This window comes from Nocardia sp. CDC153 (assembly GCF_035818515.1).
In the GTDB taxonomy this organism is placed as follows: Bacteria; Actinomycetota; Actinomycetes; order Mycobacteriales; family Mycobacteriaceae; genus Nocardia.
This window is the reverse complement of the sequence record NZ_JAYKYU010000003.1, coordinates 892,949-916,799: the sequence shown is the minus strand read 5'-3', so window position 1 is coordinate 916,799 and position 23,851 is coordinate 892,949. Positions and strand designations below refer to the sequence as shown.

Here is a 23,851-nt window from a genome sequence, read left to right as displayed (position 1 = left end):
GGGTTCGCGGCGCGTCTCGATTCTGGACTGACCGGAGCGGGGGAGCGAAGCGGAGGAGCGGAGGGAGGGAAGAATCGAGACTCCCAGCGCCGCGAACCAGCCGGAGCGAAGCGGAGGCAAATTAGACTCAGGGTATGCCTGCCCGCGACGTGCCTACGTTGACGACATTTCCGTATCCGGAGCTGGATGAGCGCGAGGACGACCATTGGTCCGGCGCGCAGGTCTCCGACGACGAATTGCGTGCCCTGGCGCTCGGGGGTTTCTACTCCGCCCGCTGGGACGCCTTCCACGACGCGCTGCTGCTCGGCCCCGAACGCGAACATCCGCTCGGCGATCGCCGGGAGCTTGCCATCGACACCCTGACCGGCGCGTGGGGCATCACCGACGGCACCGAGGCCATGGCCTCCATGGAACAACTTCTCGACGGCATGCACGGCCCGCTCTACGCCCTGGTGCATCCGCTCGTCATGGCGGCCATCAACTCCCCTGAACGCGATCGCTTCGGCGAGCGCGCCGATCGGCACCGCGCCTTCTTACGACAGGTCGGATCCTTCCGCGGGATGGAGAATCCGGAGGCGCTGGTCCGCGATTACGACATTTGGTCTCAGGCCATCAAACTCGGCCTCACCGATCACCTGGTTCGCCCGCTGCCGACCGATATTCAGGCCTGGGATCTGGCCCGCGTGGTCGCGGTGGCCCGCATGGCCTACACCGCCGGCTATCTCGACGCCGATGTCGCCTGGGACTACCTCATGCGCGCCCTGCCCCCGGCCCAGCGCAAATACCGCAATTGGCGGCAATTCGGCGATGCCTATCTGGCCGGGTGGACCTACTGGCAGGCGTGTGAGGACCTCGCGGAACTGAAATCCGGTGGCGTGGACCGGCGTCTGGAATTGCTGCGCCTGTGGATGCGGCCCACGAGCCCATGGCGGCGGATCACCCTGCAGCCCGACGAATAGGTTCGGGCACCGACACCGAAAACTCGTGAAGGGCTGGGGGCTTGGCCCCCAACCCTTTTCCGTCAGTCCGGCAGGGACCGCAGAATTCCGCGCCCGTAGCGCTGGAACTGCGCGTCGTCGACCATGCCGAGAGAATGCCGCTCGACCAACAATTCCCATTCCGAGTACAGCTTGGCCACGCCCGGATCCGCGGGACCCGCCGCGCCGTCGGCCACCTCGCGTTGGATGGCGAAATTCAAAGCGCCCGTGACCCGATCGGTGTCGGCCCGATCGGTGCCGGTGAAATGCCAGGTCAGATTGCCGTCGCTGACCTCGACCCCGTATTCGCCCGGTGCCGCGGCCGGAGCGTCGGCCTCATCGGTGGTGCGCGCCCACAGCAGGGTCGCGACGGGTAGCTCATGGGCGAAGCGCTTGCCCGAGCCGAGCGAGACGAAGATCAGCCGGGTGGTGGTGACGGCCAGCAGTCCGGTCGCCTTGGGCGCGGGCGGCGCCGCGGTGACCAGCGCGGTCTCGAGCACGTACTCGTCGGCGGTGACATAGCGCTGCAGCGCCGCGACGGCCGGTTTGGCATCGCGCTTGGGAGCCATGCGCCGCACCGCGCGGTCCACGTCGGCGCGGCTGGGCCCGGTGCGGCCCCAGGAGGGCGCGGGCGGGGTCAGATCGGGCGCGGCCACATCCAGCCGCTGGGTGGCCAGCACCTGGTTGTTGATGCGCTCCACGATGACGGTGGCGGCGGGCACGTCGTGTTCGGCGATGAGCACCGGCAGCGGGGTCCGGTCGGCCGGGACTCCGGTCAGGACGGGGGTGGGATAGCGCAGATAGATCTCGATGACGACGGCGTCATCGGCGCGCCGGTTCAAACGCACCTTGAGCAGGTCGCTGACCGGCACGTCGAGCACGCGCTCGCCGTCCGTTCCGGGTCGCAGCACCGTCAAACGCCCGTTGCCATGACGCACAATCGCCGTGGGTGTCCGTAGCTCGACTATGTCCATACCCCCTGCGCTCTGTTGTGTCGTCACTCACGATAGGACGACCATGCCATGATTGTGACCACTCGGTCCGACACCAGGGGGTGATCGATCCGATGTGTTGCCGCAGATGGTCGGGGAACCACCCACGTTCTCCAGCCGTTTACTTGCTGAACTGCACTACCTGCCGAACTGCGCGATGTATCGACTAGACCGTACGCGGTAACGTGGCATGTCCGCATCCGTTCGCCGGAACGGGCGTGCCACGCAAGCATCGCAGGCAAACCGGATACACCCCCCGGAAAGGACTGGCCGCCGGCCGACGCTCTATGAACCGCAAGACTGTGTTCCGCAACCTGGCCATAGTCGCGGGCTTCCTGCTCGTGATCTGGTTGGTCAGCTATTTCAGCAACGACACGCGCGGCTGGCATAGCGTCGATACCTCGGTGGCGCTGTCCCAGCTCCAGGACAAGTCCAATGTCGATTCGGTCCAGATCGACGACAAAGAACAGCAGCTGCGCATCACGCTGAAGAACGGCAACGATGCCACCAAGGGTGAGACCAAGCTCATCGCCAAGTACCCGGGCGGCGGTGAGGTCTCCGCGCAGATCTTCAAGGCCGCCGAGGATTCCGGCGCCAAGGTCAACACCACCGTCAAGCAGGATTCCTGGCTGAGCCAGATCCTGCTGTTCATGCTGCCCATGGTGATCCTGCTGGGCCTGTTCATCTTCGTGATGGCGCGCATGCAGGGCGGCGGCCGCGGCGGCATGATGGGCTTCGGCAAGTCGAAGGCCAAGCTGCTGTCCAAGGACATGCCCAAGACCACCTTCCAGGATGTGGCGGGCGCCGACGAGGCCATCGAAGAGCTCTACGAGATCAAGGACTTCCTGCAGAACCCGGCGCGCTACCAGGCGCTGGGCGCGAAGATCCCGAAGGGCGTGCTGCTCTACGGCCCGCCCGGCACCGGTAAGACGTTGCTGGCCAAGGCCGTTGCCGGGGAGGCGGGCGTCCCGTTCTTCACCATCTCCGGTTCGGACTTCGTCGAGATGTTCGTCGGTGTCGGTGCCTCCCGCGTGCGCGACCTGTTCGATCAGGCCAAGCAGAACAGCCCCTGCATCATCTTCGTGGACGAGATCGACGCGGTCGGCCGCCAGCGCGGCGCGGGCCTCGGCGGCGGCCACGACGAGCGCGAGCAGACCCTGAACCAGTTGCTGGTGGAGATGGACGGCTTCGGTGAGCGCACCGGCGTCATCATCATGGCCGCCACCAACCGCCCCGACATCCTGGATCCGGCGCTGCTGCGCCCGGGCCGCTTCGACCGCCAGATCCCGGTCGGCAACCCGGACCTCAACGGCCGCCGCGCGATCCTGCAGGTGCACTCCAAGGGCAAGCCGATCTCGCCCGACGCCGACCTCGAGGGTCTGGCCAAGCGCACCGTCGGCATGTCCGGCGCGGATCTGGCCAATGTCATCAACGAGGCCGCGCTGCTCACCGCCCGCGAGCACGGCAACGTGATCACCGGTGCGGCCCTGGAGGAGTCGGTCGACCGCGTCATCGGCGGCCCCCGCCGCAAGTCGCGGGTGATCTCCGAGCACGAGAAGAAGATCACCGCCTACCACGAGGCCGGGCACACCCTGGCCGCCTGGGCGATGCCCGATATCGAGCCGGTCTACAAGGTCACCATCCTGGCCCGCGGCCGCACCGGCGGCCACGCCATGACCGTGCCCGAGGACGACAAGGGTCTGATGACCCGCTCGGAGATGATCGCCCGCCTGGTCATGGCCATGGGCGGGCGTGCGGCCGAGGAGCTGGTGTTCCACGAGCCGACCACGGGTGCGTCCTCCGATATCGACCAGGCCACCAAGATCGCGCGCGCCATGGTCACCGAGTACGGCATGAGCGCCCGCCTGGGCGCGGTCCGCTACGGCCAGGAGCAGGGCGACCCGTTCCTGGGCCGGTCCATGGGCATGGCCTCGGACTACTCGCACGAGGTGGCCCGCGAGATCGACGAGGAGGTGCGCAACCTCATCGAGGCCGCGCACACCGAGGCGTGGGCGGTGCTCAACGAGTACCGCGACGAGCTGGATTCGCTCGCCACCGCGCTGCTCGAGCGTGAGACCCTGCACCGCAAGGATCTCGAGGAGGTGCTCACCACCGTCGAAAAGCGCCCGCGCATCACGGCTTTCAACGATTTCGGCGATCGCACCCCGTCGGACCGCCCGCCGGTGAAGACGCCGCGCGAGCTGGCCGCCGAGCGCGGTGAGCCGTGGCCGGAAGAGGATTCGCGGCCGTCGCGTCCGGTTGCCCAGCCCGCCAACGGATATCCGGAACCGGCCTACGGCAGCGCCCCGCAGTACGGCGGCTACCCGGCCCCCGCGCCGCAGGGCTACCCGCTGCCGCAGGGCGCGGCCTACCCGCGCCACGGTGGCGCCCCGACCCACGGTTCGCGCCCGGACTACGGCGCTCCGGCCGGTTGGTCCGCGCCGGGCTGGCCGCCGGAGGAGGAGACGCAGGCCCCGCAGCCGCGCGGCGCGTACGGCGGCTGGGCCCCCGCGGGCAATCAGCGCTACCAGCCGGGCGGCGGCCAGTACCAGCCGGGATACGGCCAGCAGCCGGACTACCCGGGTGGTCAGCAGCCCGCCGGGAATGACGAGGACGAGAAGAACGGTTGGGACGGACCGAACGGTCGTCGCTGATCGCGGTCCCGATACGCTCAATGGGTTCGCGGCCCGGCTCGGGCCGGGCTCGGCAGCCGGGTGCACACCCGCCGCCGAGCCCGCCCCGAGTGGTCGGCGACCGCGTCCAGGCCGCGTCTGCACGTGCGGCAAGTCAACACAGGAGGTGTCGATTGTCGGCCACCAACAACCACGTCCTCGATCAACACGAGGTGAGCGCGCTCGATGAGCACGACGCGACCAGCGTGACCGGGCCGATCGCGCTCGACACCGGTCGGCCCTTCGATCAGGAACGCGCCGAAAAGGCCGTGCGTGAGCTGCTCATCGCGGTCGGTGAGAATCCGGACCGGCCCGGCCTGGCCGACACCCCCGCGCGGGTGGCGCGGGCCTACCGCGAGATGTTCGCGGGCCTGTTCACCGATCCGTCCGAGGTGCTCAACACCACCTTCGACGAGGGCCACCAGGAACTGGTGCTGGTTCGCGACATCCCGATGTACTCGACCTGTGAACACCACCTGGTCGCCTTCCACGGGGTGGCGCACGTCGGCTACATCCCCGGCCCGAGCGGCCGGGTGACCGGACTGTCCAAGCTGGCCCGCGTGGTCGACCTGTACGCCAAGCGCCCGCAGGTGCAGGAGCGGCTGACCAGTCAGATCGCCGACGCGGTCATGGCCAAGCTGGAGCCGCGCGGCGCGATCGTGGTGATCGAGGCCGAGCACCTGTGCATGGCCATGCGCGGCATCCGCAAGCCCGGGGCCTCCACCACCACCTCGGCGGTGCGCGGCCTGCTGCAGTCCAACGCGTCGTCGCGCGCGGAGGCCCTCGACCTGATTCTGCGGAAGTGAGCGCACCCGCCATGGCCGAGAGCGGTACGCGGGGGGCCGGATTGGTCGTCCCCCGTGGGGGCCGCTCGTGCGTGGTGATGGGCGTGGTGAACGTCACCAGCGATTCGTTCTCCGACGGTGGCCGCTATCTCGATCCGGGTCTGGCGGTCGCGCACGGGCTCGAGCTCTACGAGATGGGCGCGGACATCATCGATGTCGGCGGTGAGTCGACCCGCCCCGGTGCGGTGCGCATCGACCCGGAAACCGAAGCGGCGCGGGTGGTTCCGGTGATCCGGCGGCTGGCCGCGGCCGGGGTGCCGACCAGTGTGGACACCATGCGCGCCAGCGTGGCCGAGGCGGCCATCGAGGCGGGTGTGGCCATGGTGAACGACGTCTCCGGCGGCCGCGCCGACGCGGACATGGTGAAAGTCGTCGCGGCGACCAAGATTCCGTGGATTCTCATGCACTGGCGGGCCGACGCGGACTACCGGCACACCGGCCCGGCCGAGCAGTACGACGATGTGGTGAGCAAGGTCTGGGAGGAGCTGAACGCGCAGGTCGAGTTCGCCCTCGCCGGTGGCGTCGACTTCGGGCAGCTGGTGCTGGATCCGGGCCTGGGCTTCGCCAAGAACGCCGATCACAACTGGGAGTTGTTGGGCGGCATGTTCTATCGCATGACCGAGCTGATGGACGCGGGGCTGCCGGTGCTGATCGGGGCCTCCCGCAAGCGTTTTCTGGGCGCGCTGCTCGAGGACGAACGGGGTCCGCGCCCGCCGGACGGCCGCGAGGTGGCCACGGCCACGATTTCCGCCCTGGCCGCCGAGCACGGGGCGTGGGGTGTGCGCGTGCACGATGTGCGGTCCTCGTTGGACGCCATCGCGGTGGTCGACGCGGCCACGAACGCGGCGCGGCGACTGCGGAATCGGTACCGGCGTGCGGCGGGGGAGTCGCTGTGAGCATTGCGGGGGAGTCGCTGTGAGCATTGATCGGCTCGGATTGTCCGGGGACCGAATCGAACTGCGCGGTCTGCGTGTGTTCGGCCACCACGGCGTCTTCGACTTCGAGAAGCGCGACGGCCAGGAGTTCGTCGTGGACGTGACGCTGTGGACCGAATTCACCGCCGCCGCCAAATCCGACGACATCGCCGACACCGTCCACTACGGTGAGCTCGCCGAGCAGGTGGTCGCCATCGTGTCCGGTGAACCGCGGGACCTGATCGAGACCGTGGTCTCCCAGATCGCCGACGACATCATGGCCGACCCCCGCATTCAGGCCGTGGAAGTGGTGCTGCACAAGCCGTTCGCGCCGATTCCGCATACCTTCGAAGACGTCCGAGTAGTCACGTCCCGCCGTCGCGAACCGGAGGAGTAGAGCGGTGACCCGCGTAGTCCTGTCCATCGGATCCAATCTGGGCGACCGCCTGGCGCACCTGCGCAGCGTGGTGGCGGCGCTGGGCCCGCGCGTGGTGGCGGTGTCGTCGGTGTACTCGACGCCGCCCTGGGGCGGGGTGCCGCAGCAGGACTATCTGAATGCCGTTCTGGTGGCCGAGGATCCGGCCCTGGAGCCGTCGGACTGGCTACGGCTGGGCCAGGAGCTGGAACAGGCCGCGGGACGGGTACGCGAAGTCCGCTGGGGCGCGCGCACTCTCGACGTGGACGTGGTGTGGGCCGAGCAGCGCCGCCGCGATGTGCGGGTGGTGGTGACCAGTCTCGACCCGGTGCTGACGCTGCCGCATCCGCAGGCCCACAATCGCGCGTTCGTGCTGGTGCCGTGGCTCGAGGTGGAGCCGGAGGCACGGCTGGAGGCGACCGGCGCGTCGCGGTCGGTGCGAGAGTGGCTGTCCGCCTTGGATTCCGCCGAGGTGGCGGGTGTGCGCCGCACCGAACTCAGTTTGGGATGGACGCCCTGATGCCGGAGTTGACGCGGTGAAGCCGACGCGCATTCTCGACCTGTCGGCGAATGTCCTGCTGGCCGCGATCGTGGCCTGGATCGCCACCAATATGGCCTATTCGAGCTTTCCGCCCATCTCGGTGTTCTCGGGCGCCTCGCTGATTCCGGTGGCGGTGCTGGAGCTGGTGCTGGCCTTGGTGATTCGCCAGCGCAAGGACAATCACGGTATCGGCCCGGGTTCCGGTCAGCTGCACCCGATCACGGCGGCCCGGGCGGTGGCGCTGGCCAAGGCGTCGGCGCAGGTGGGTTCGCTGGTGGGCGGCATCTGGCTGGGGTTCCTGGTGTGGCTGCTCATGCAGCGCTCGGATCTGCGTGCGGCGGCGTCGGATACGCCGGGCGCGGTGGTGGGGCTGATCGGCGGCGCCGGATTGGTGGCCGCGGCATTGTGGCTGGAGTATTGCTGCCGTGCCCCCATCGACCCTCCCGATGAGGCAGCTACTTCATAGCTAACGCTTTGATACTGATGATCGCCAAGGTGGGGGCCCTGTCCGGAAGATCACGCTACGCTGGCTGGCATGGTTTCACCCTCCCGTAGCAGTGCTTCCCGTCGGCGGCGGGAGGATGCGGGAAAGTTGTTCACCGGCTTTCTGCTTCTCCTCGGACTGGTTGCCAGCGTTTTCCTGATCTTCACCGATAACCTTCATCTGATCCGCGTCGGCCTGGTCGCGGCCCTGTGGGCGGCCGCCGTGGGCGCCCTCGCGGCCACGCGTTACCGCAGGGAAGCGGCCATCGACAAGGCGAAAGTCGGCGACCTGCAGAAGGTCTACCAACTCCAGCTGGAGCGCGAGGTTGCTGCCCGCCGCGAATACGAACTGGGCGTGGAGAACCGGGTCCGCCAAGAGGTGGGCGCGGACGCCACCGAGATGGCCGCGCTGCGCGCCGAACTCACCGTCCTGCGCGAGAGTCTGCAGCGGCTCTTCGATGGCGACCTGCCCTTCGAACGCCCCGCCCTGCGTGCGGATGCCGTTCGGGTGCAGGAACTTCCGAGCCGCGACGCCGCCGAGGCCCCCGAGGCGGCGAACAATAGCTGGCCGGACGCGGATCCGTGGGACCCCTGGTCCTCGCCGGATCAGCGAGAGGACGAGGACCCGCGCGCCCGCATCGCCCCCAAGTTCGATCCGGAGCATCCCGAACCGCCCGCCTTCGCGACCCCCTTCGACGATCCGGTGACCGCCGAGACCTCGATCATCACCGACGCCATGCGCCAGGACTACGAGGCCGAACGCGCCGCCGCCGAATCGAATTCGTCCGCTCCCACCCCGAACCCGGAGCCCGCCAAGGAAACCCGCCCCGCCGAACCCATCGCCGCGACCGCGCACGCTACGCCCATCCCGCGCCTGAACGCCGACCCCGACCCGTCTACCCCGGTGGGCCGGGCCACCGCTCGGCGTCGCCGCCGCGACGACGCCCCGGACCCCGAGGGCACCCAGCGCCTCTCGGTGGCCGAGATCATGGCCAACCTGAAGTCCGAGAACGCGAACTGAACCGCCCCCGGAGTTGCCTATCCCACATGTGGTGGCCCTGGCGAATGGGCGGCGATATCCTCCACGAGTAACGTCCGGTACCCGCAAGGCGGGACTGGAACGACTTTCGAGAGGACAAAGTGACCTCGGACAAGGATGTCTGGAGTGATCCTGCGCCCGCACGCCTGACGGTGGGAATCGTGTCGGCGGGACGCGTCGGATCCGCACTGGGCGCGGCACTCGAGCGGGCCGGTCATGTCGTATTCGGGGTATCCGCGATTTCGGATGCCTCGCTGCGTCGTGCCGCCACGCGGTTGCCCGATTCCCAGATCCTGCCCGCCGAGGATGTGGCCGCCCGCAGCGAACTGCTGATCCTGGCCGTTCCCGACGCCGAATTACCCGGTCTGATCACCGGTTTGGCGGCCGCGAACGCGGTCCGGCCCGGCACCATCGTGGCGCACACCTCCGGCGCGAACGGGGTCGGCATTCTCGCGCCGCTGTCGGAGCGGGGCGCGCTGCCGCTGGCCATTCACCCGGCCATGACGTTCACCGGGCATGACGAGGATATGGCCCGACTGGGCAATGCCTGTTTCGGCATCACCGCCGCCGACGACATCGGCTACGCCATCGCGCAGTCGCTGGTCATCGAGATGGGCGGCGAACCGGTGCGGGTCGCCGAGGAGCACCGGACCCTCTATCACGCGGCGCTCGCGCACGGCAGCAACCATCTGGTGACCTTGATCGTGGACGCCGTCGAGGCGTTGCGGGCCGCCCTCGCGGGCCCGGGCCTGCTGGGTCAGCAGACCATCGACGATCAGCCCAACGGGTTGGCCGAGCGCATGCTCGCGCCACTGGCCTCGGCGGCCCTCGACAATGCCCTGCGCCGTGGCCCGGCCGCGCTCACCGGTCCGGTCGCCCGCGGCGACGTGGCGGCCGTGGCCGCGCATCTCGCGGCCCTCGAAGCCGTGAATCCCCGCCTGGCCGCCGGGTATCGCGCCCAGTCCCTGCGTTCGGCCGAACGCGCCAAGACCAACCCCGCCCTGCTCGACCTGCTGGAAGGACGCTGACCACCCCATGGATCCCAAACTGATCGGCACCTACAAGCGTGGCGAGCTGACCGTGCACCACGATCCGGCCATCATGACCAAGGTCGTCAAGGCCTTGAAGTCGGTGGGCCGCCGGGTCGCGCTGGTGCCGACCATGGGCGCGCTGCACGAGGGCCACCTGGAGCTGGTGCGGCTGGCGAAGCTGACCAACACCACGGTCATCGTGTCGATCTTCGTGAACCCCTTGCAGTTCGGCGCGAACGAGGATCTCGACAAATACCCGCGCACCCTCGACGCCGATGTCGAGCTGCTGCGCGGGGAGGGCGTCGAGCTGGTGTTCGCGCCGAGCGCGAACGACATGTACCCGTTCGGTCCGCGCACCACGGTGCAGGCCGGTCCGTACGGCGACATTCTCGAGGGCGCGACCCGCCCGGGCCATTTCTCCGGCGTGCTCACCGTGGTGTCCAAGCTGTTCAACATCTGCCAGCCGCACGAGGCCTTCTTCGGCGAAAAGGATTACCAGCAGCTGGCTTTGATCCGGCAGATGGTCGTGGACCTGAACATGGACGTGAAGATCGTCCCCGCCGCCACGGTCCGCGAGGCCGACGGTCTGGCCAAGTCCTCGCGCAACCGCTACCTGAGCCCCGAGGAGCGCGAGCTGGCCACGACCCTGTCGGCCGCGCTGCTGGCCGGTCGCCATGCGGCGGGCCGCGGTCCCGAGGCGGTGCTGGCGGCCGCGAGCGAGGTGTTGGCGCTGGCCCCGCAGATCGAGCTCGACTACCTGGCCCTGCGCGGTTCCGATTTCTCCGAGGAGTGGCCCAGCGGTAATGCCCGCCTGCTGGTCGCCGCCCGGGTCGGCACCACCCGCCTGATCGACAATATGCCCGTCTCCATCGGCAAGCCGCTCGATGGTCAGCCCACCGTTCCCGACCAGCCTGCCCAGGCAATTCTCTAGGAGGCGACGACGATGTTGCGCACCATGATGACGTCGAAGATCCACCGGGCCACGGTGACTCACGCCGATCTGCACTATGTCGGCTCGGTGACCGTGGACCAGGATCTGCTGGACGCCGCCGATCTGCTCGAGGGTGAGAAGGTCTCGATCGTGGACATCACCAACGGGGCCCGGCTCGAGACCTATGTGATCGCGGGCGAGCGCGGCTCCGGTGTGATCGGAATCAACGGCGCCGCAGCGCATCTCGTGCACCCGGGTGATCTGGTCATCCTCATCGCCTACGGGATGATGGACGCCGAGGAGCTGAAAGACTATGCGCCGCACGTGGTTTTCGTCGACGAGCGCAACCGCCCCATCGAGCTCGGCACGGACCCGGCGCACGCCCCCGAGGGTTCGGACCTGATCTCGCCGCGCACGCTCACCCTGGCCTGAGCGGCGGGCGGGCATGCTGCTCTGTATCGATGTCCGCAACACCAGCATCGAGCTGGGCCTGTTCTCCGGCAGCGGGGATCACGCGAAGCTGGTGCGGCAGTGGCGGATGCACACCAATCCGCTGCTGACCGCGGACGAATTCGCGCTGCAGGTGCGCGGCCTGATCGGCGCGGACGCCGATCAGGTGATCGGCGTCGCGGCGCTGTCCACGGTGCCGCCGGTCCTGCGCGAACTGCGGGAAATGCTCTCGCGGTATTGGGGTCACGTGCCGCACGTGCTGGTGGAACCCGGTGTGCGCACCGGTATTCCGCTGCTGGTCGACAATCCGAAGGAAGTCGGCGCGGATCGCATCGTGAATTGTCTTGCGGCATATCACCGTTTCCAGTCCCCGGCCATCGTGGTGGATTTCGGCACCGCCATCTGTGTGGACCTGGTGTCGGCCAAGGGGGAATTTCTCGGCGGCAGTATCGCGCCGGGCGTGGAGATTTCCACCGAGGCCCTGATTGCCCGCAGTGCGCTGCGCCGCGCGGAGTTGACCCGGCCGCGGTCGGTGGTGGGCAAGAACAGCATGGAATGTCTGCAGTCGGGCGCCATCTTCGGTTTCGCGGGCCTGGTGGACGGGCTCATCGACCGCATTCGCGATATCGACGCCTTCTCCGGCGACGATGTGGCGGTGGTGGCCACCGGCGCGACCGCGCCGCTCATCGTGCCCGAATCGGAGACCATCGAGCACCACGAGCCGCATCTGACCCTGGACGGGCTGCGCCTGGTCTACGAGCGCAACCAGCAGCGCAAGACCCGGTCCTGAACAGACCGGCCGGAATAAAAGTGATGCAGTCGTCGCCGGGAGGCACTGTTGATTCCCGGCGCACCTCTGTTAGGCTCGCCGACGTGTATTTCCGCGTGAGCACCCAGGAGTGTTGTCGAGGCTGATTCGCCTCGACGGTCGTCGAGGCTTCGTATAGCCCCCGACCACTTTCACATTCCTTGGAGTTTCGCTCATGCGTTCCTCTGTTCTCTCCCTGTCCGCCGGTACCCGCGCCGCCGCCACCCGCACCGAGGCCTCGCGCCTGCTGCCCGAGGTGACCGAGCGGGCCACCGCCTCCGCCCTGCCGACCCGGCTGCGCCCGGCCGACCTGCTGCGTCTGACCGACGAGGGCGCCCAGGACGTGCTGGAGGGCCGCTACGACCACCTGCTGCCCGACGGCGGCCTGTGGCCCACCGAAAACCGTTGGGCCGCACGGCTCGTCGCCGATGACGAGGTGGACATCTGGCTGATCAGCTGGGTCGAGGGCAAGTACACCGAACTGCACGATCACGCCGGTTCGCTGGGGGCGCTGACCGTGCTCTCCGGCGCGCTTTCCGAATACCGCTGGAATGGCCGGGAATTGCGCCGCCGCACCCTCACCGCGGGTGATCAGGCGTCTTTCCCGCTCGGCTGGGTGCACGACGTGGTGCGTGCCCCCGAAGAAGAAGCCGGAATCACCGGCCCGCTGAACCCGACTTTGAGTGTGCACGCCTATTCACCGCCGCTGACGGCCATGTCCTATTACGAGGTCACCGGCCACGGCACCCTGCGGCGCACCCGTTCCGTCCTCACCGACCAGCCCGAAGGCGAACTCGAATGACCCACTTGACGATCGACGGCATGCTCGCCCACGCCCGCCAGCAGCTGCGTCGCCTGCTCCCGATCGAATTGCCGCAGGCCATCGCGCGCGGGGCGATTCTGGTGGATATTCGCCCGCAGGCCCAGCGCCTGCGCGAGGGCACCCTGCCGGGCGCCCTGGTCATCGAACGCAATGTCCTGGAATGGCGTCTGGACCCGACCAGTTCCGCGCGTTTGGCGCTGGCCGAACACCACGACGTGGAATGGATCATCGTCTGCTCCGAGGGTTACACCTCGAGCCTGGCCGCGGCCTCCTTGCAGCAGCTGGGATTGCGCCGCGCCACCGATCTCGACGGTGGATACCAGGCCCTCAAGGCCGCCGGACTGCTCACCGTCGCCGCGAGCGCCCCGCATTTCGAACGCGAGGTCGCCACCCTCGCCTGGGTGTGAAGTAAAGTCCGCGGCAGCCAATCGGGCTCTCGAATGTTGGGTGACGACTGATTTCGTGCCGACCGGGGTAACTCACCGGGTACGTCCAGAATTGGTTTGGCACCCAACCGCCAGCACGCGTGCATGAGTGTCGACGGCACTACAGCCGTGCGCTGAAGGCCCGGGGAGGCGGGGGAGCTAGGCTAGAGACCCGTGAGCACCCCACCCCCCTCTTCTCCCGCAAACACCACTGTTTCCGCTGGACAAAAGCCTGCCGCCGCCGCGGTAGAGCATGACGTCCCCGAGCAGATGCGGATTCGTCAGGAGAAGCGTGAGCGGTTGCTGGGGGAGGGTCGCGAGGCTTATCCCGTGGTGGTGCCGCGCACGCATACCCTCGCCGAAATTCGCGCGGCCTACCCCGATCTCGAGCCCGATACCCAGACCGGCCAGCTGGTCGGGATTGCGGGCCGTGTCATTTTCGCCCGTAATACCGGCAAGCTGTGTTTCGTCCGGCTGCAGGAGGGTGACGGCACCCAGTTGCAGGCCATGATCAGCCTGAACGGGGTCGGCGCGGAATCCCTGGCGGCCTGGAAGGCCGATGTCGATCTCGGCGATTTCGTGTACGTGCACGGCGAGGTGATCGCCTCGCGCACGGGCGAATTGAGCGTCATGGCCGATTCGTGGGAAATGGCGGCGAAGGCGCTGCGCCCACTCCCGGTGGCGCACAAGGAGATGAGCGAGGAGTCGCGCGTCCGCCAGCGCTATGTCGACCTGATCGTGCGCCCGGAGGCGCGCGAGATGGCCCGCACCCGCGTGGCGGCCGTGCGCGCGCTGCGAAACGCCTTGGAGCGCAGGGGATTCCTCGAGGTCGAGACCCCGATGCTGCAGACCATCCACGGCGGCGCGGCGGCCCGGCCTTTCGCCACCCACTCCAACGCCCTGGACATGGAGCTGTTCCTGCGCATCGCGCCGGAGCTGTTCCTGAAGCGCTGCGTGGTGGGCGGCATCGAGAAGGTCTTCGAGATCAACCGCAACTTCCGCAACGAGGGCGCGGACTCCACCCATTCGCCCGAGTTCGCAATGCTGGAAACCTACGAGGCGTACGGCACCTACGACGATTCCGCGACCATGATGCGGGAATTGATCCAGGAAGTCGCGCAGGAGGTCTTCGGCACCCAGGTGGTGACCCTCGCCGACGGCACCGAATACGACCTGTCGGGTGAGTGGGCGACCGTCGAGATGTACCCCTCGCTGTCCGAGCAGATCGGTGTGGAGGTCACGCCGGAAACGACCGTCGAGGAATTGCTGGCACTCGCCGATCGGGTCGGTCTGGAAATTCCCGAGGGCAAGGGCTATGGCCACGGCAAACTGGTCGAGGAACTGTGGGAGCACGTCTACGGCGACAAGCTCTACGCCCCGACTTTCGTGCGCGACTTCCCCGTCGAGACATCGCCGCTGACGCGCCAGCATCGGAGCAAGCCCGGGGTTACCGAGAAGTGGGACCTGTACGTGCGCGGGTTCGAACTCGCCACGGGCTATTCCGAACTCGTGGATCCGGTCATCCAGCGTGAACGTTTCGTGGATCAGGCGCGTTTGGCCGCGGCGGGCGACGACGAGGCCATGCGCCTGGACGAGGACTTCCTCGCCGCGATGGAGCACGGTATGCCCCCCACAACCGGAACGGGTATGGGTATCGATCGTTTGCTGATGGCCCTGACTGGCCATGGAATCCGGGAAACGATACTCTTTCCAATTGTGCGTCCGGCAGCCCGATAGTTCTTCCGGATTGCATTTCCGGGGCCTGTTCTGGGACTATCGGAATTAGCGGTATTCTGGCGTCGGGTAATCGGCCTGACTATACGGGTCGCACGATTTCGAGAGGACGTTCATCTCATGGCAAAGAAGGTCACCGTTAGCTTGATCGACGATGTCGACGGTGAGTCCATCGCGGAGGAGACCATCGAGTTCGCTATCGATGGCGTGTCCTACGAGATCGACTTGTCGACGGAGAACGCGGCCAAGCTCCGGGACGGTCTGGAAACCTGGGTTTCCGCCGCTCGGCGGGTGAGTGGGCGGCGTCGTACCAAGGTGGCCGGTGCTCCGGCCGCGGGCCCGAAGAACCGGGTGTCGATCGATCGCGAACAAAGCGCGGCCATTCGTGAATGGGCGCGCCGGAATGGACACAAGGTGTCCGCTCGTGGTCGTATCTCCGCGGACATCACCGAGGCTTACAACAAGGCCGCTGCTAAGAACTAGTTGTCCGACTAGTCGCCGATTCGACTGCCGTCCGGGTGTTTCGTGCGAACCCGGGCGGCAGTGGTTTATTCATACGGTTTGCGTATAACGCCAAGATCACTCCGCCGGGCTCGAGCCACGATCTTGCTCGTGCCCCGGCGGCCAGGCACCATTGAAACGTGCGGACGATGTCACTGGCTGGAACTAGAGAAGAGGTATCGGCGCAGTGACCGCATTCCACGGTTCCTTCCTGCGAGTCAAGGATCAAGAGGGACGCCAGCACGAGCTGATGCTGTCCCCTGACCAGCCGCGCATCACCATCGGGCGCTCCCCGCAGGCCGATCTCTCGCTGTTCTGGGACGTGGAGGTCTCGCGCCTGCACGCCACCGCCGAATACCTGGGCGCGCACTGGACCATCGTGGACGACGGGCTTTCCCGCAACGGCACTTTCGTCAATGGGGATCGCCTGGTGGGGCGGCACCGGCTGCAGCCCGGTGACGTCATTCGCATGGGCACCTCGCGGGTCACCTTCCACGACTTCTCCGGTGCCGCAGGCGATGTCACGCAGACCTCCACGGGTGGGCTGCCAACCCTGCGCTCCCTCACCGAAACCCAGCGGTCGGTCCTGATCGCCCTGTGCCGCCCGCTGCGCGGCAATGACGGATTCGCCTCGCCCGCCTCGAACCAGCAGATCGCCGCCGAGCTGTTCCTGAGTGTGGATGCCATCAAGACCCATTTGCGCGCGCTCTTCGCCAAGTTCGGCGTGGAGGATCTCCCGCAGAACCAGAAGCGGGTCCGCCTGGCCAACCTGGCCATGCAGTCCGGCGTGATCTCCGAGCGCGATCTCTGACCGTTCGCCGGGAGTTGTCCTGGTACCGCCGGTACCTGTTGGACACCCGCGCATGCGTGCGAGCTTCTGAGCCATGGGTTTCCGTGCCCGCCGGCAGTTGACTGGACGTAGTCGATCGCCCGGGAAACACACGGGTGGCAGATCCAGTCAGGAGAGAACGATGTTCGCATTTCGCACGGCCGCGCTGGTGGCGGCGACGCTGACCACCGGTCTCATCGCCGGTGTCTTCTACGCGTACGCGACCTCGGTGATGACGGCCCTCGGCCAATCCGACGACCGCACCTTCATCGACATCATGCAGAAGATCAACGTGGTCATCATCAATCCGTGGTTCATGCTCGGTTTCATGGGCACGGTCGGCTTCACGGTGCTGGCGGCGGCGCTGCACCTGGGCAAGGACTCCCGCACGACGCTGATCTGGATCGGTGTCGCGCTGCTGCTCAATATCATCGCCTTCGCCGTCACCTCGGGTCTGAACGTGCCGCTCAACAACCAGCTGGCCAATGCCGGTGACGTGGGGCAGATCGGGGATCTGGCCGCGGTGCGCGCGCAGTTCGAAACCTCTTGGGTGCGTTGGAATGTGGTCCGCGCGGTGCTGCACACGCTGGCCTTCCTGGTGCTGACCGGCGGCCTGTTCGCGGCGGGCATGCAGCACGCCCGGGCGGGCGCGGCGGCGCAGGCGGCCCCGGTGGTCCCGGCGGCGTCGGCCTGGCCCTTCCCGGTGCAGCCCGGATTCGGTTCCGCGCAGCGGTAATTCGCGCGAATTTCCGGCGGTGGCCGGGACCCGGTGTGCGGCTTCACAAGCCGCCTGCGGGTCCCGGTCACCACCGTTTTCCTGTACTGGAACGAGTTTCAGTACCTACTCGCCAGTAATCCATCTCCCATGCTTGTTTCCCCACTAGGTTGACGGAACGCGTTCTAATTTGGGAGGGAACATGAGAAGGATGCCCACACGCCGAACGCCGGGATCACTGCTGATCATGGCGGTGCTGGCGGTCCTGGGAATCGTCGCGAGCGGCACCGCCCGCGCGGAATACCCGGTCACTTTCAACTTCTTCGCGGGCATCCCGTACGAGCTCACCAATCCCGGCGGCTCCCTGCCCGGGGCCAATGACTGGGCCTGCAAACCCACCGCCGCGCACCCGGATCCGGTGGTGCTCATCCACGGCACGGCGGGCGGCGCGCAGACCAACTGGGGCGCGTACGCCCCCCTACTCGCCAATGAGGGCTACTGCGTCTTCGCGCTGACCTACGGCAGCCTCGACGTGCCGTGGCCGCTCTCGGCCTTGGGTGGCATGAAGCCGATCCCCGAAAGCGCCGCGCAGGTGGCCGCTTTCGTGGACCGGGTACTCGCCGCGACCGGTGCGGCCAAGGTGGACTTCATCGCCCACTCGCAGGGCAATACCGTCGGTGACTACTACATCAAGCGGCTCGGCGGGCACGGCAAGGTCGACAAGTTCGTCGGTATCGCGCCCCCGTGGCTGGGCATCTTCGGCGATCAGATGAACGTGATGCGCGCGTTCGGCAGCCGACTCGGCGTGGACGCCGACACCGTCGACTCCATCCCGACCATGAGCGCCATCTGCCAGGCCTGCCCGGAGATGCTCGGCAACTCCTCGTTCATCAACGCCCTGAACGCCGACGGCGTCTACGACCCCTCGGTCACCTACACGAACCTGGCCTCCGACTTCGACGAGGCGGTGTGGCCCTCGGTCGCGCTGGTGCCCGCGCCCAATGCCACCAATGTCCGCATGCAGGACGGTTGCCCCGTCGACTTCTCCGACCACATGGCCATCGCCGGCAGTCATCGCGCGGCCATGGTCGCCCTCAACGCCCTCGATCCGGCGCACCCGCGGGCGGTCCCCTGCGAGTTCGTTCCGCCCTTCACAGGGGACTGACCGGCTTGTTCGCTGTGGGCGTAGCCCAATCGGAAACGGTCCGCGCAACTGCCCCGTTATGACTGAATGAGTCGTACTGAGGCCGGTTCGCAATAGGGTGGACGGACGACGTGCGTGACCCCCGGCAACTAGAGTGGAGTCGGGGGATGCAACCCCAGGGCTTCATGGCAGGCTGGCGACCAGAAGGGCAGCACAGGGTCTGAAGCGCCGGATGCCGTAGTAGGCGGAGCAGGAGAGTGAGGGAGCGATGTTCGAGAGGTTCACCGACCGCGCACGGCGGGTCGTTGTCCTGGCCCAAGAAGAGGCCCGGATGCTCAACCACAACTACATCGGCACCGAGCACATCCTGCTGGGCCTGATCCACGAGGGCGAGGGTGTCGCGGCGAAGTCGCTGGAATCCCTGGGCATCTCGTTGGAGGGTGTGCGGTCGCAGGTCGAGGAGATCATCGGTCAGGGCCAGCAGGCTCCGTCCGGCCACATCCCCTTCACCCCGCGTGCCAAGAAGGTGCTGGAGCTGTCGCTGCGCGAGGCGCTGCAGCTCGGCCACAACTACATCGGCACCGAGCACATCCTGCTCGGCCTGATCCGCGAGGGTGAGGGCGTCGCGGCGCAGGTGCTGGTCAAGCTGGGCGCGGATCTCAACCGTGTCCGTCAGCAGGTCATTCAGCTGCTCTCGGGTTACCAGGGCGGCAAGGAGTCGGTCGAGGGTTCCGGTTCGCGCGGCGAGACGGGCACCCCGTCCACCTCGCTGGTGCTCGACCAGTTCGGTCGCAACCTGACCCAGGCCGCCCTCGAGGGCAAGCTCGACCCGGTCATCGGCCGCTCGAAGGAGATCGAGCGCGTCATGCAGGTGCTGAGCCGCCGCACCAAGAACAACCCGGTCCTGATCGGTGAGCCCGGCGTCGGCAAGACCGCCGTCGTGGAGGGTCTGGCCCAGGCCATCGTCAACGGCGAGGTGCCGGAGACGCTCAAGGACAAGCAGCTCTACACCCTCGACCTGGGTTCTCTGGTCGCGGGCAGCCGCTACCGCGGTGATTTCGAGGAGCGCCTGAAGAAGGTGCTCAAGGAGATCAACACCCGCGGCGACATCATCCTGTTCATCGACGAGCTGCACACCCTGGTGGGTGCGGGCGCGGCCGAGGGCGCCATCGACGCGGCCTCGATCCTCAAGCCCAAGCTGGCTCGCGGTGAGCTGCAGACCATCGGCGCCACCACCCTCGACGAGTACCGCAAGTACATCGAGAAGGACGCCGCCCTCGAGCGCCGGTTCCAGCCGGTGCAGGTGGGCGAGCCGACGGTCGAGCACACCATCAACATCCTCAAGGGTCTGCGCGACCGGTACGAGGCGCACCACCGGGTTTCGATCACCGATGGCGCTCTCGTCGCGGCGGCCACCCTCGCGGATCGCTACATCAACGACCGCTTCCTGCCGGACAAGGCGATCGACCTCATCGACGAGGCGGGCGCGCGCATGCGCATCCGCCGGATGACCGCGCCGCCGGACCTGCGCGAGTTCGACGACAAGATCGCCGAGGCGCGCCGGGAGAAGGAGTCCGCGATCGACGCGCAGGACTTCGAGAAGGCCGCGCGTCTGCGCGACAAGGAGAAGCAGCTCGTCGCCAAGCGGGCCGAGCGCGAAAAGCAGTGGCGCTCCGGCGATCTGGACGTCGTGGCCGAGGTCGACGACGAGCAGATCGCGGAGGTGCTGGCCAACTGGACCGGTATCCCGGTGTTCAAGCTCACCGAGGAGGAGACCACCCGTCTGCTCCGCATGGAGGACGAGCTGCACAAGCGGATCATCGGCCAGGAGGACGCGGTCAAGGCCGTCTCCAAGGCCATCCGCCGCACCCGCGCCGGTCTGAAGGATCCGAAGCGTCCCTCGGGCTCGTTCATCTTCGCCGGTCCGTCCGGTGTCGGTAAGACCGAGCTGTCGAAGGCGCTGGCCAACTTCCTGTTCGGCGAGGACGACGCGCTCATCCAGATCGACATGGGCGAGTTCCACGACCGCTTCACCGCCTCGCGTCTGTTCGGTGCCCCTCCGGGCTACGTGGGTTACGAGGAGGGCGGCCAGCTCACCGAGAAGGTGCGCCGGAAGCCGTTCTCGGTGGTGCTGTTCGACGAGATCGAGAAGGCGCACCAGGAGATCTACAACACCCTGTTGCAGGTCCTCGAGGACGGCCGCCTGACCGATGGTCAGGGTCGCACGGTCGACTTCAAGAACACCGTGCTGATCTTCACCTCGAACCTCGGCACCTCGGACATCTCCAAGGCCGTGGGTCTGGGCTTCGCCCAGTCCAACAACGAGGGCTCGAACTACGAGCGGATGAAGCTCAAGGTCAACGACGAACTGAAGAAGCACTTCCGGCCCGAGTTCCTCAACCGCATCGACGACGTGATCGTGTTCCACCAGCTGACCCAGGATCAGATCATCCAGATGGTCGACCTGATGATCGGCCGCGTCGCCAACCAGCTGAAGAACAAGGACATGGAGATCGAGCTGACCGAGAAGGCCAAGAGCCTGCTGGCCAAGCGCGGTTTCGACCCGGTGCTGGGCGCCCGCCCGCTGCGTCGCACCATTCAGCGCGAGATCGAGGACCAGCTGTCGGAGAAGATCCTCTTCGGCGAACTGGGCCCCGGCCAGGTGGTCGTGGTGGACGTCGAGGGTTGGGACGGCGAAGGCCAGGGCGAGAACGCCAAGTTCACGTTCAGCCCCAAGGCCAAGTTGACCAAGAAGACCGATGCCGCCGAGGACAAGCCGGTCGCCGCCCTCGCGGGTGACGCCCCGGCCGCCGCCTCCGGCGAGTAAGCACCGGGCTCAGGCAGACAACGGAAGCCCCGCCTCTCCCTCGGGAGGGCGGGGCTTCCGCCTTGTCCGGGGCCGAAATTCGGTGGCGGCGCGATCTCGGTATGGCCGATGCTGGTCAGCCTAGGGAAAGGATTTCATGCTTACCGACGCACAGATCGACGCCTTCATCGCCGATGGGTTCGTGAAGGTCGAGGGCGCCTTCTCCGCCGCGACCGCCGCCGCGGGCCGGGAGATTCTCTGGCGCGAAACCGGTTGCGACCCGGACGATCCGGCGACCTGGACGCAGCCGGTCATCCGGCTCTGGGATCACGCCGAGGAGCCGTTCCAGCGCGCGGTCACGGCCCCCGTACTGCTCGAGGCCTACGACCAATTGGTGGGCCGCGGCCGCTGGCTGCCGCGAAAGAGCCTGGGCAGCTGGCCGATTCGCTTCCCGAGTCCGGAACCGCCCGGCGACGCGGGATGGCACGTCGACGTGAGCTTCCAGGGCGATGCCGACGTGAACGACTTCCTGAGCTGGCGGGTGAACGTCTTCTCCAAGGGCCGTGCCCTGCTCATGCTGTTCCTGTTCTCCGATGTCGGGCCCGACGACGCCCCCACTCGGATTCGGGTCGGCTCGCATCAGCGCCTCGCTCCGGTGCTGCGGCCGTTCGGGGAGGAGGGCACCACGATGTTCGACCTGCACGAGTTCTATGTCGACTGCGGCGACCTGCCCGAGGCGCTGGCGACGGGCAAGGCGGGCGACGTCTACCTGTGCCACCCCTTCCTCGTCCACGCCGCGCAGCCCAACCTCACCGGTCGCCCGAAGTTCATGGCCCAACCGCCGCTGCTGTCCCGTGAGCCCTGCGTCCTGGACCGTCCGGATGGCGCGTATTCGCCGGTGGAACAGGCGATTCGGGCGGGGCTGGCGCTCGATCCGGCACGCTGACCGCGCACCCGAGACCTCCGGGGTACGCACCTGGGCGTACGCCAAAGGTGTTCCGCGGACGGATGATTCGCGCCGTCGTGGCGCGCAGGGTGAGAGCCATGGAACTCGGATTGCATTTGACGAATTTCGCGATGGACACCCCCTCGGCATCGATCGGCCCACGCCTGGCCGAGGTGGTCCGCACGGCCGAGGACGCTGGCTTCTCGGTCATCGCGGTCGGTGATCACCTGTGGCAGAGCCCGTGGTTGGGACGCGTGGAACAGAATGTGCTGGAGGCGTATTCGACGCTGTCGTTCATCGCCGCGCACACCTCGCGGGTGCAGCTGACCGCCATGGTCTCGGGTGTGCACTACCGGCATCCGGCCATGCTCGGCAAGCTGGTCACCACCCTGGACGTGCTCTCCGGGGGCCGGGCCTGGCTGGGCGTCGGGGCGGGCACCTCCACCGGCGATGTGGAGGGCTACGGTCTGTCGTTCCCGCCACTGCGCGACCGCTACGAGATGCTGGAGGAGACGCTGCGGATCTGCCGGGCGATGTGGACCGGTGCGCGCGGCGCCGACGAACCGGTGTCGGGCAAGCACTTTCACGTCGAGCGCCCGTTGAACGCCCCGCAGGCGGTGCGGGTTTCGCCCGGGCGTTCCCGCCCGCCCATTCTGATCGGCGGCGATGGCGAGCGGCGCACGCTGCCGCTGGTGGCCCGGTACGCCGATGTCGCGAGTCTGCGACCCGGCCCGGATCTCCCCGCCAAGATCGAGTTGTTGCACCGCCTGTGCGCCGAGATCGGCCGCGATCCGCGCGAGATTCGCCTGAGCTGCGCCTTCGCCTTCGATCCGGGGCCGAGCGGCGGGGGTGTCGGTCAGCTGTTGGGGCAGTTGAAATGGCTGGCCGACCTGGGCATCGATCTGGTCATCGGGCGGGTGGCGGGCGTCGACGACATCACGCCGCTGGAAGTGCTGGGCCGCGAGGTGATCCCGGCGACTGCGGAGTTTGGCGACCGACCGGTTGGTTGACCGATTCAGGATCTGTTCGGGATTGCTAACCTTTGATCCGGGTGATCTCGGTTCGCTTTCCATACCGGTGCCGACCGGATTCGCACCGCTGGAGTCGGTGGCGGCGTGCTCGGGGAATGGGACCCGCCGCCACCGTCACCGGTAGGTCACTGCCATCCCGGCCGGACCAGCCCGGACTCGTAGGCCATGACCACCAGCTGGGTGCGGTCTCTGGCATTGAGCTTCACCAGGATTCGGCTGACGTGCGTGCGCGCGGTGGCCGGGCTCATATAGAGCCGATCGGCGATCTCGGCATTGGTCAGCCCCTCCGCCACCAGGGTCATCACCTCCCGCTCGCGATCGGTGAGTTCGGAGAACTCGGCCGTCGGAGCGGGTTTGGCGTGCGAGGCGAACTCCGCCACCAGACGTTTGGTGACGCTCGGGGAGAGCAGGGCCTCGCCGTCGGCGACCACCCGGACCGCCTTGATGAGGTCGGCGGGCTCGGTGTGCTTGACCAGGAAGCCGGTCGCGCCCGCGCGCATGGCCTCGAAGACGTACTCGTCGAGTTCGAAGGTGGTCAGCACGACCACCTTCACCGCGGCCAGCGCCGGGTCCGCGGCAATGGCGCGGGTGGCGGCCAGACCGTCCAGGACCGGCATGCGGATGTCCATCAGCACCACATCGGGGACCAGGTCGCGGGCCAGGGCCAGGGCCTGTTCGCCATTGTCGGCCTCGCCCACCACCTCGATCCCGTCCTGCGCGCCGAGCAGCGCGACGAAGCCCGCGCGCACCAGCGCCTGATCGTCGGCGATCACCACCCGGATGCCCATGACCTCTCCCT

General features: G+C 67.6%; 24 protein-coding genes. 22 read left to right on the top strand and 2 right to left on the bottom strand.

Translation table 11 applies throughout. The features are described from left to right. Positions 1–134 precede the first annotated feature (134 nt). Positions 135–959: a DUF1266 domain-containing protein gene (locus VMT65_RS20860; RefSeq protein ID WP_326309982.1), complete on the top strand. Its 825-nt coding sequence runs from the start codon at positions 135–137 to the stop codon at positions 957–959. A gap of 62 nt (positions 960–1,021) precedes the next feature. Here the strand turns inward: VMT65_RS20860 and VMT65_RS20855 are convergent, their stop codons facing one another. Beyond that, on the bottom strand, positions 1,022–1,888 hold the full coding sequence (locus VMT65_RS20855) for a hypothetical protein (RefSeq protein ID WP_326309981.1): 867 nt from the start codon (positions 1,886–1,888) through the stop codon (positions 1,022–1,024). A gap of 368 nt (positions 1,889–2,256) precedes the next feature. On the opposite strand from VMT65_RS20855, the gene ftsH reads away from it, so the two are divergent. The 21 genes from ftsH to VMT65_RS20750 all read left to right on the top strand — a co-directional run bounded on the left by ftsH (position 2,257) and on the right by VMT65_RS20750 (position 23,031). Further along, the gene (ftsH, locus tag VMT65_RS20850) at positions 2,257–4,623 is read left to right on the top strand and encodes an ATP-dependent zinc metalloprotease FtsH (protein WP_326309980.1); all 2,367 of its coding nucleotides are present in this window, start codon (positions 2,257–2,259) and stop codon (positions 4,621–4,623) included. A gap of 191 nt (positions 4,624–4,814) precedes the next feature. After that, positions 4,815–5,447: a GTP cyclohydrolase I FolE gene (folE, locus tag VMT65_RS20845; RefSeq protein WP_326310322.1), complete on the top strand. Its 633-nt coding sequence runs from the start codon at positions 4,815–4,817 to the stop codon at positions 5,445–5,447. Positions 5,448–5,458: 11 nt separating this feature from the next. Beyond that, a complete protein-coding gene (gene folP, locus VMT65_RS20840) occupies positions 5,459–6,382 on the top strand; it encodes a dihydropteroate synthase (protein ID WP_326310321.1) in 924 nt (307 codons plus the stop codon). A 19-nt stretch (positions 6,383–6,401) separates the two neighbouring features. Beyond that, positions 6,402–6,797, top strand: a complete 396-nt coding sequence (gene folB / locus VMT65_RS20835) for a dihydroneopterin aldolase (RefSeq protein ID WP_326309979.1) — start codon at positions 6,402–6,404, stop codon at positions 6,795–6,797. A 4-nt stretch (positions 6,798–6,801) separates the two neighbouring features. Further along, the gene (gene folK / locus VMT65_RS20830) at positions 6,802–7,335 is read left to right on the top strand and encodes a 2-amino-4-hydroxy-6-hydroxymethyldihydropteridine diphosphokinase (RefSeq protein WP_326309978.1); all 534 of its coding nucleotides are present in this window, start codon (positions 6,802–6,804) and stop codon (positions 7,333–7,335) included. 16 nt (positions 7,336–7,351) lie between these two features. Further along, positions 7,352–7,822: a DUF3180 domain-containing protein gene (locus tag VMT65_RS20825; protein ID WP_326309977.1), complete on the top strand. Its 471-nt coding sequence runs from the start codon at positions 7,352–7,354 to the stop codon at positions 7,820–7,822. A 69-nt stretch (positions 7,823–7,891) separates the two neighbouring features. Continuing rightward, positions 7,892–8,860, top strand: coding sequence for a DUF6779 domain-containing protein (locus VMT65_RS20820; protein WP_326309976.1), 969 nt, complete (start codon positions 7,892–7,894; stop codon positions 8,858–8,860). A 119-nt stretch (positions 8,861–8,979) separates the two neighbouring features. Further along, positions 8,980–9,906, top strand: coding sequence for a Rossmann-like and DUF2520 domain-containing protein (locus VMT65_RS20815; protein ID WP_326309975.1), 927 nt, complete (start codon positions 8,980–8,982; stop codon positions 9,904–9,906). A gap of 7 nt (positions 9,907–9,913) precedes the next feature. Continuing rightward, complete coding sequence (gene panC / locus VMT65_RS20810) at positions 9,914–10,840, top strand: pantoate--beta-alanine ligase (RefSeq protein ID WP_326309974.1); 927 nt, start codon at positions 9,914–9,916, stop codon at positions 10,838–10,840. Between the two features lie 12 nt (positions 10,841–10,852). Next, a complete protein-coding gene (gene panD / locus VMT65_RS20805; protein WP_326309973.1) occupies positions 10,853–11,272 on the top strand; it encodes an aspartate 1-decarboxylase in 420 nt (139 codons plus the stop codon). Between the two features lie 13 nt (positions 11,273–11,285). After that, positions 11,286–12,080 carry a type III pantothenate kinase gene (locus VMT65_RS20800; protein ID WP_326309972.1) on the top strand — a complete coding sequence of 265 codons (795 nt, stop codon included), beginning with the start codon at positions 11,286–11,288 and terminating at the stop codon, positions 12,078–12,080. Positions 12,081–12,273: 193 nt separating this feature from the next. Continuing rightward, on the top strand, positions 12,274–12,900 hold the full coding sequence (locus VMT65_RS20795; RefSeq protein ID WP_326309971.1) for a cysteine dioxygenase: 627 nt from the start codon (positions 12,274–12,276) through the stop codon (positions 12,898–12,900). Continuing rightward, positions 12,897–13,328: a rhodanese-like domain-containing protein gene (locus tag VMT65_RS20790; RefSeq protein WP_326309970.1), complete on the top strand. Its 432-nt coding sequence runs from the start codon at positions 12,897–12,899 to the stop codon at positions 13,326–13,328. Before VMT65_RS20795 ends, VMT65_RS20790 begins: the two co-directional genes overlap by 4 nt. A gap of 288 nt (positions 13,329–13,616) precedes the next feature. Then, complete coding sequence (gene lysS, locus VMT65_RS20785; protein ID WP_326309969.1) at positions 13,617–15,083, top strand: lysine--tRNA ligase; 1,467 nt, start codon at positions 13,617–13,619, stop codon at positions 15,081–15,083. A gap of 117 nt (positions 15,084–15,200) precedes the next feature. Further along, positions 15,201–15,563, top strand: a complete 363-nt coding sequence (locus VMT65_RS20780; RefSeq protein WP_326309968.1) for a histone-like nucleoid-structuring protein Lsr2 — start codon at positions 15,201–15,203, stop codon at positions 15,561–15,563. Positions 15,564–15,768: 205 nt separating this feature from the next. After that, positions 15,769–16,392 (top strand): FHA domain-containing protein, encoded by a 624-nt coding sequence (locus VMT65_RS20775; RefSeq protein ID WP_036545715.1) that lies wholly within the window; start codon positions 15,769–15,771, stop codon positions 16,390–16,392. Positions 16,393–16,552: 160 nt separating this feature from the next. Next, positions 16,553–17,146: an anthrone oxygenase family protein gene (locus VMT65_RS20770; protein WP_326309967.1), complete on the top strand. Its 594-nt coding sequence runs from the start codon at positions 16,553–16,555 to the stop codon at positions 17,144–17,146. A 190-nt stretch (positions 17,147–17,336) separates the two neighbouring features. Then, positions 17,337–18,290: an esterase/lipase family protein gene (locus VMT65_RS20765; protein WP_326309966.1), complete on the top strand. Its 954-nt coding sequence runs from the start codon at positions 17,337–17,339 to the stop codon at positions 18,288–18,290. Between the two features lie 247 nt (positions 18,291–18,537). Beyond that, positions 18,538–21,096: an ATP-dependent Clp protease ATP-binding subunit gene (locus tag VMT65_RS20760; protein ID WP_326309965.1), complete on the top strand. Its 2,559-nt coding sequence runs from the start codon at positions 18,538–18,540 to the stop codon at positions 21,094–21,096. A gap of 136 nt (positions 21,097–21,232) precedes the next feature. Next, entirely contained in the window at positions 21,233–22,021 is a 789-nt protein-coding gene (locus VMT65_RS20755) for a phytanoyl-CoA dioxygenase family protein (protein WP_326309964.1), read from the top strand. A gap of 98 nt (positions 22,022–22,119) precedes the next feature. Next, a complete protein-coding gene (locus tag VMT65_RS20750) occupies positions 22,120–23,031 on the top strand; it encodes an LLM class flavin-dependent oxidoreductase (RefSeq protein WP_326309963.1) in 912 nt (303 codons plus the stop codon). Positions 23,032–23,177: 146 nt separating this feature from the next. Here VMT65_RS20750 and VMT65_RS20745 read toward each other — a convergent pair whose 3' ends face one another. Then, positions 23,178–23,840, bottom strand: coding sequence for a response regulator transcription factor (locus VMT65_RS20745; protein ID WP_326309962.1), 663 nt, complete (start codon positions 23,838–23,840; stop codon positions 23,178–23,180). Positions 23,841–23,851: the final 11 nt, after the last annotated feature.

Excerpts from the sequence above, each read along its gene's own strand:
- VMT65_RS20860 (WP_326309982.1), top strand. The coding sequence starts at position 135 with ATGCCTGCCCGCGACGTGCCTACGTTGACGACATTTCCGTATCCGGAG.
- ftsH (WP_326309980.1), top strand. The coding sequence starts at position 2,257 with ATGAACCGCAAGACTGTGTTCCGCAACCTGGCCATAGTCGCGGGCTTC.
- folP (WP_326310321.1), top strand. The coding sequence starts at position 5,459 with ATGGCCGAGAGCGGTACGCGGGGGGCCGGATTGGTCGTCCCCCGTGGG.
- VMT65_RS20820 (WP_326309976.1), top strand. The coding sequence starts at position 7,892 with ATGGTTTCACCCTCCCGTAGCAGTGCTTCCCGTCGGCGGCGGGAGGAT.
- panC (WP_326309974.1), top strand. The coding sequence starts at position 9,914 with ATGGATCCCAAACTGATCGGCACCTACAAGCGTGGCGAGCTGACCGTG.
- panD (WP_326309973.1), top strand. The coding sequence starts at position 10,853 with ATGTTGCGCACCATGATGACGTCGAAGATCCACCGGGCCACGGTGACT.
- VMT65_RS20800 (WP_326309972.1), top strand. The coding sequence starts at position 11,286 with ATGCTGCTCTGTATCGATGTCCGCAACACCAGCATCGAGCTGGGCCTG.
- VMT65_RS20795 (WP_326309971.1), top strand. The coding sequence starts at position 12,274 with ATGCGTTCCTCTGTTCTCTCCCTGTCCGCCGGTACCCGCGCCGCCGCC.
- VMT65_RS20790 (WP_326309970.1), top strand. The coding sequence starts at position 12,897 with ATGACCCACTTGACGATCGACGGCATGCTCGCCCACGCCCGCCAGCAG.
- lysS (WP_326309969.1), top strand. The coding sequence starts at position 13,617 with ATGCGGATTCGTCAGGAGAAGCGTGAGCGGTTGCTGGGGGAGGGTCGC.
- VMT65_RS20780 (WP_326309968.1), top strand. The coding sequence starts at position 15,201 with ATGGCAAAGAAGGTCACCGTTAGCTTGATCGACGATGTCGACGGTGAG.
- VMT65_RS20770 (WP_326309967.1), top strand. The coding sequence starts at position 16,553 with ATGTTCGCATTTCGCACGGCCGCGCTGGTGGCGGCGACGCTGACCACC.
- VMT65_RS20765 (WP_326309966.1), top strand. The coding sequence starts at position 17,337 with ATGCCCACACGCCGAACGCCGGGATCACTGCTGATCATGGCGGTGCTG.
- VMT65_RS20760 (WP_326309965.1), top strand. The coding sequence starts at position 18,538 with ATGTTCGAGAGGTTCACCGACCGCGCACGGCGGGTCGTTGTCCTGGCC.
- VMT65_RS20755 (WP_326309964.1), top strand. The coding sequence starts at position 21,233 with ATGCTTACCGACGCACAGATCGACGCCTTCATCGCCGATGGGTTCGTG.
- VMT65_RS20750 (WP_326309963.1), top strand. The coding sequence starts at position 22,120 with ATGGAACTCGGATTGCATTTGACGAATTTCGCGATGGACACCCCCTCG.
- VMT65_RS20745 (WP_326309962.1), bottom strand. The coding sequence starts at position 23,840 with ATGGGCATCCGGGTGGTGATCGCCGACGATCAGGCGCTGGTGCGCGCG.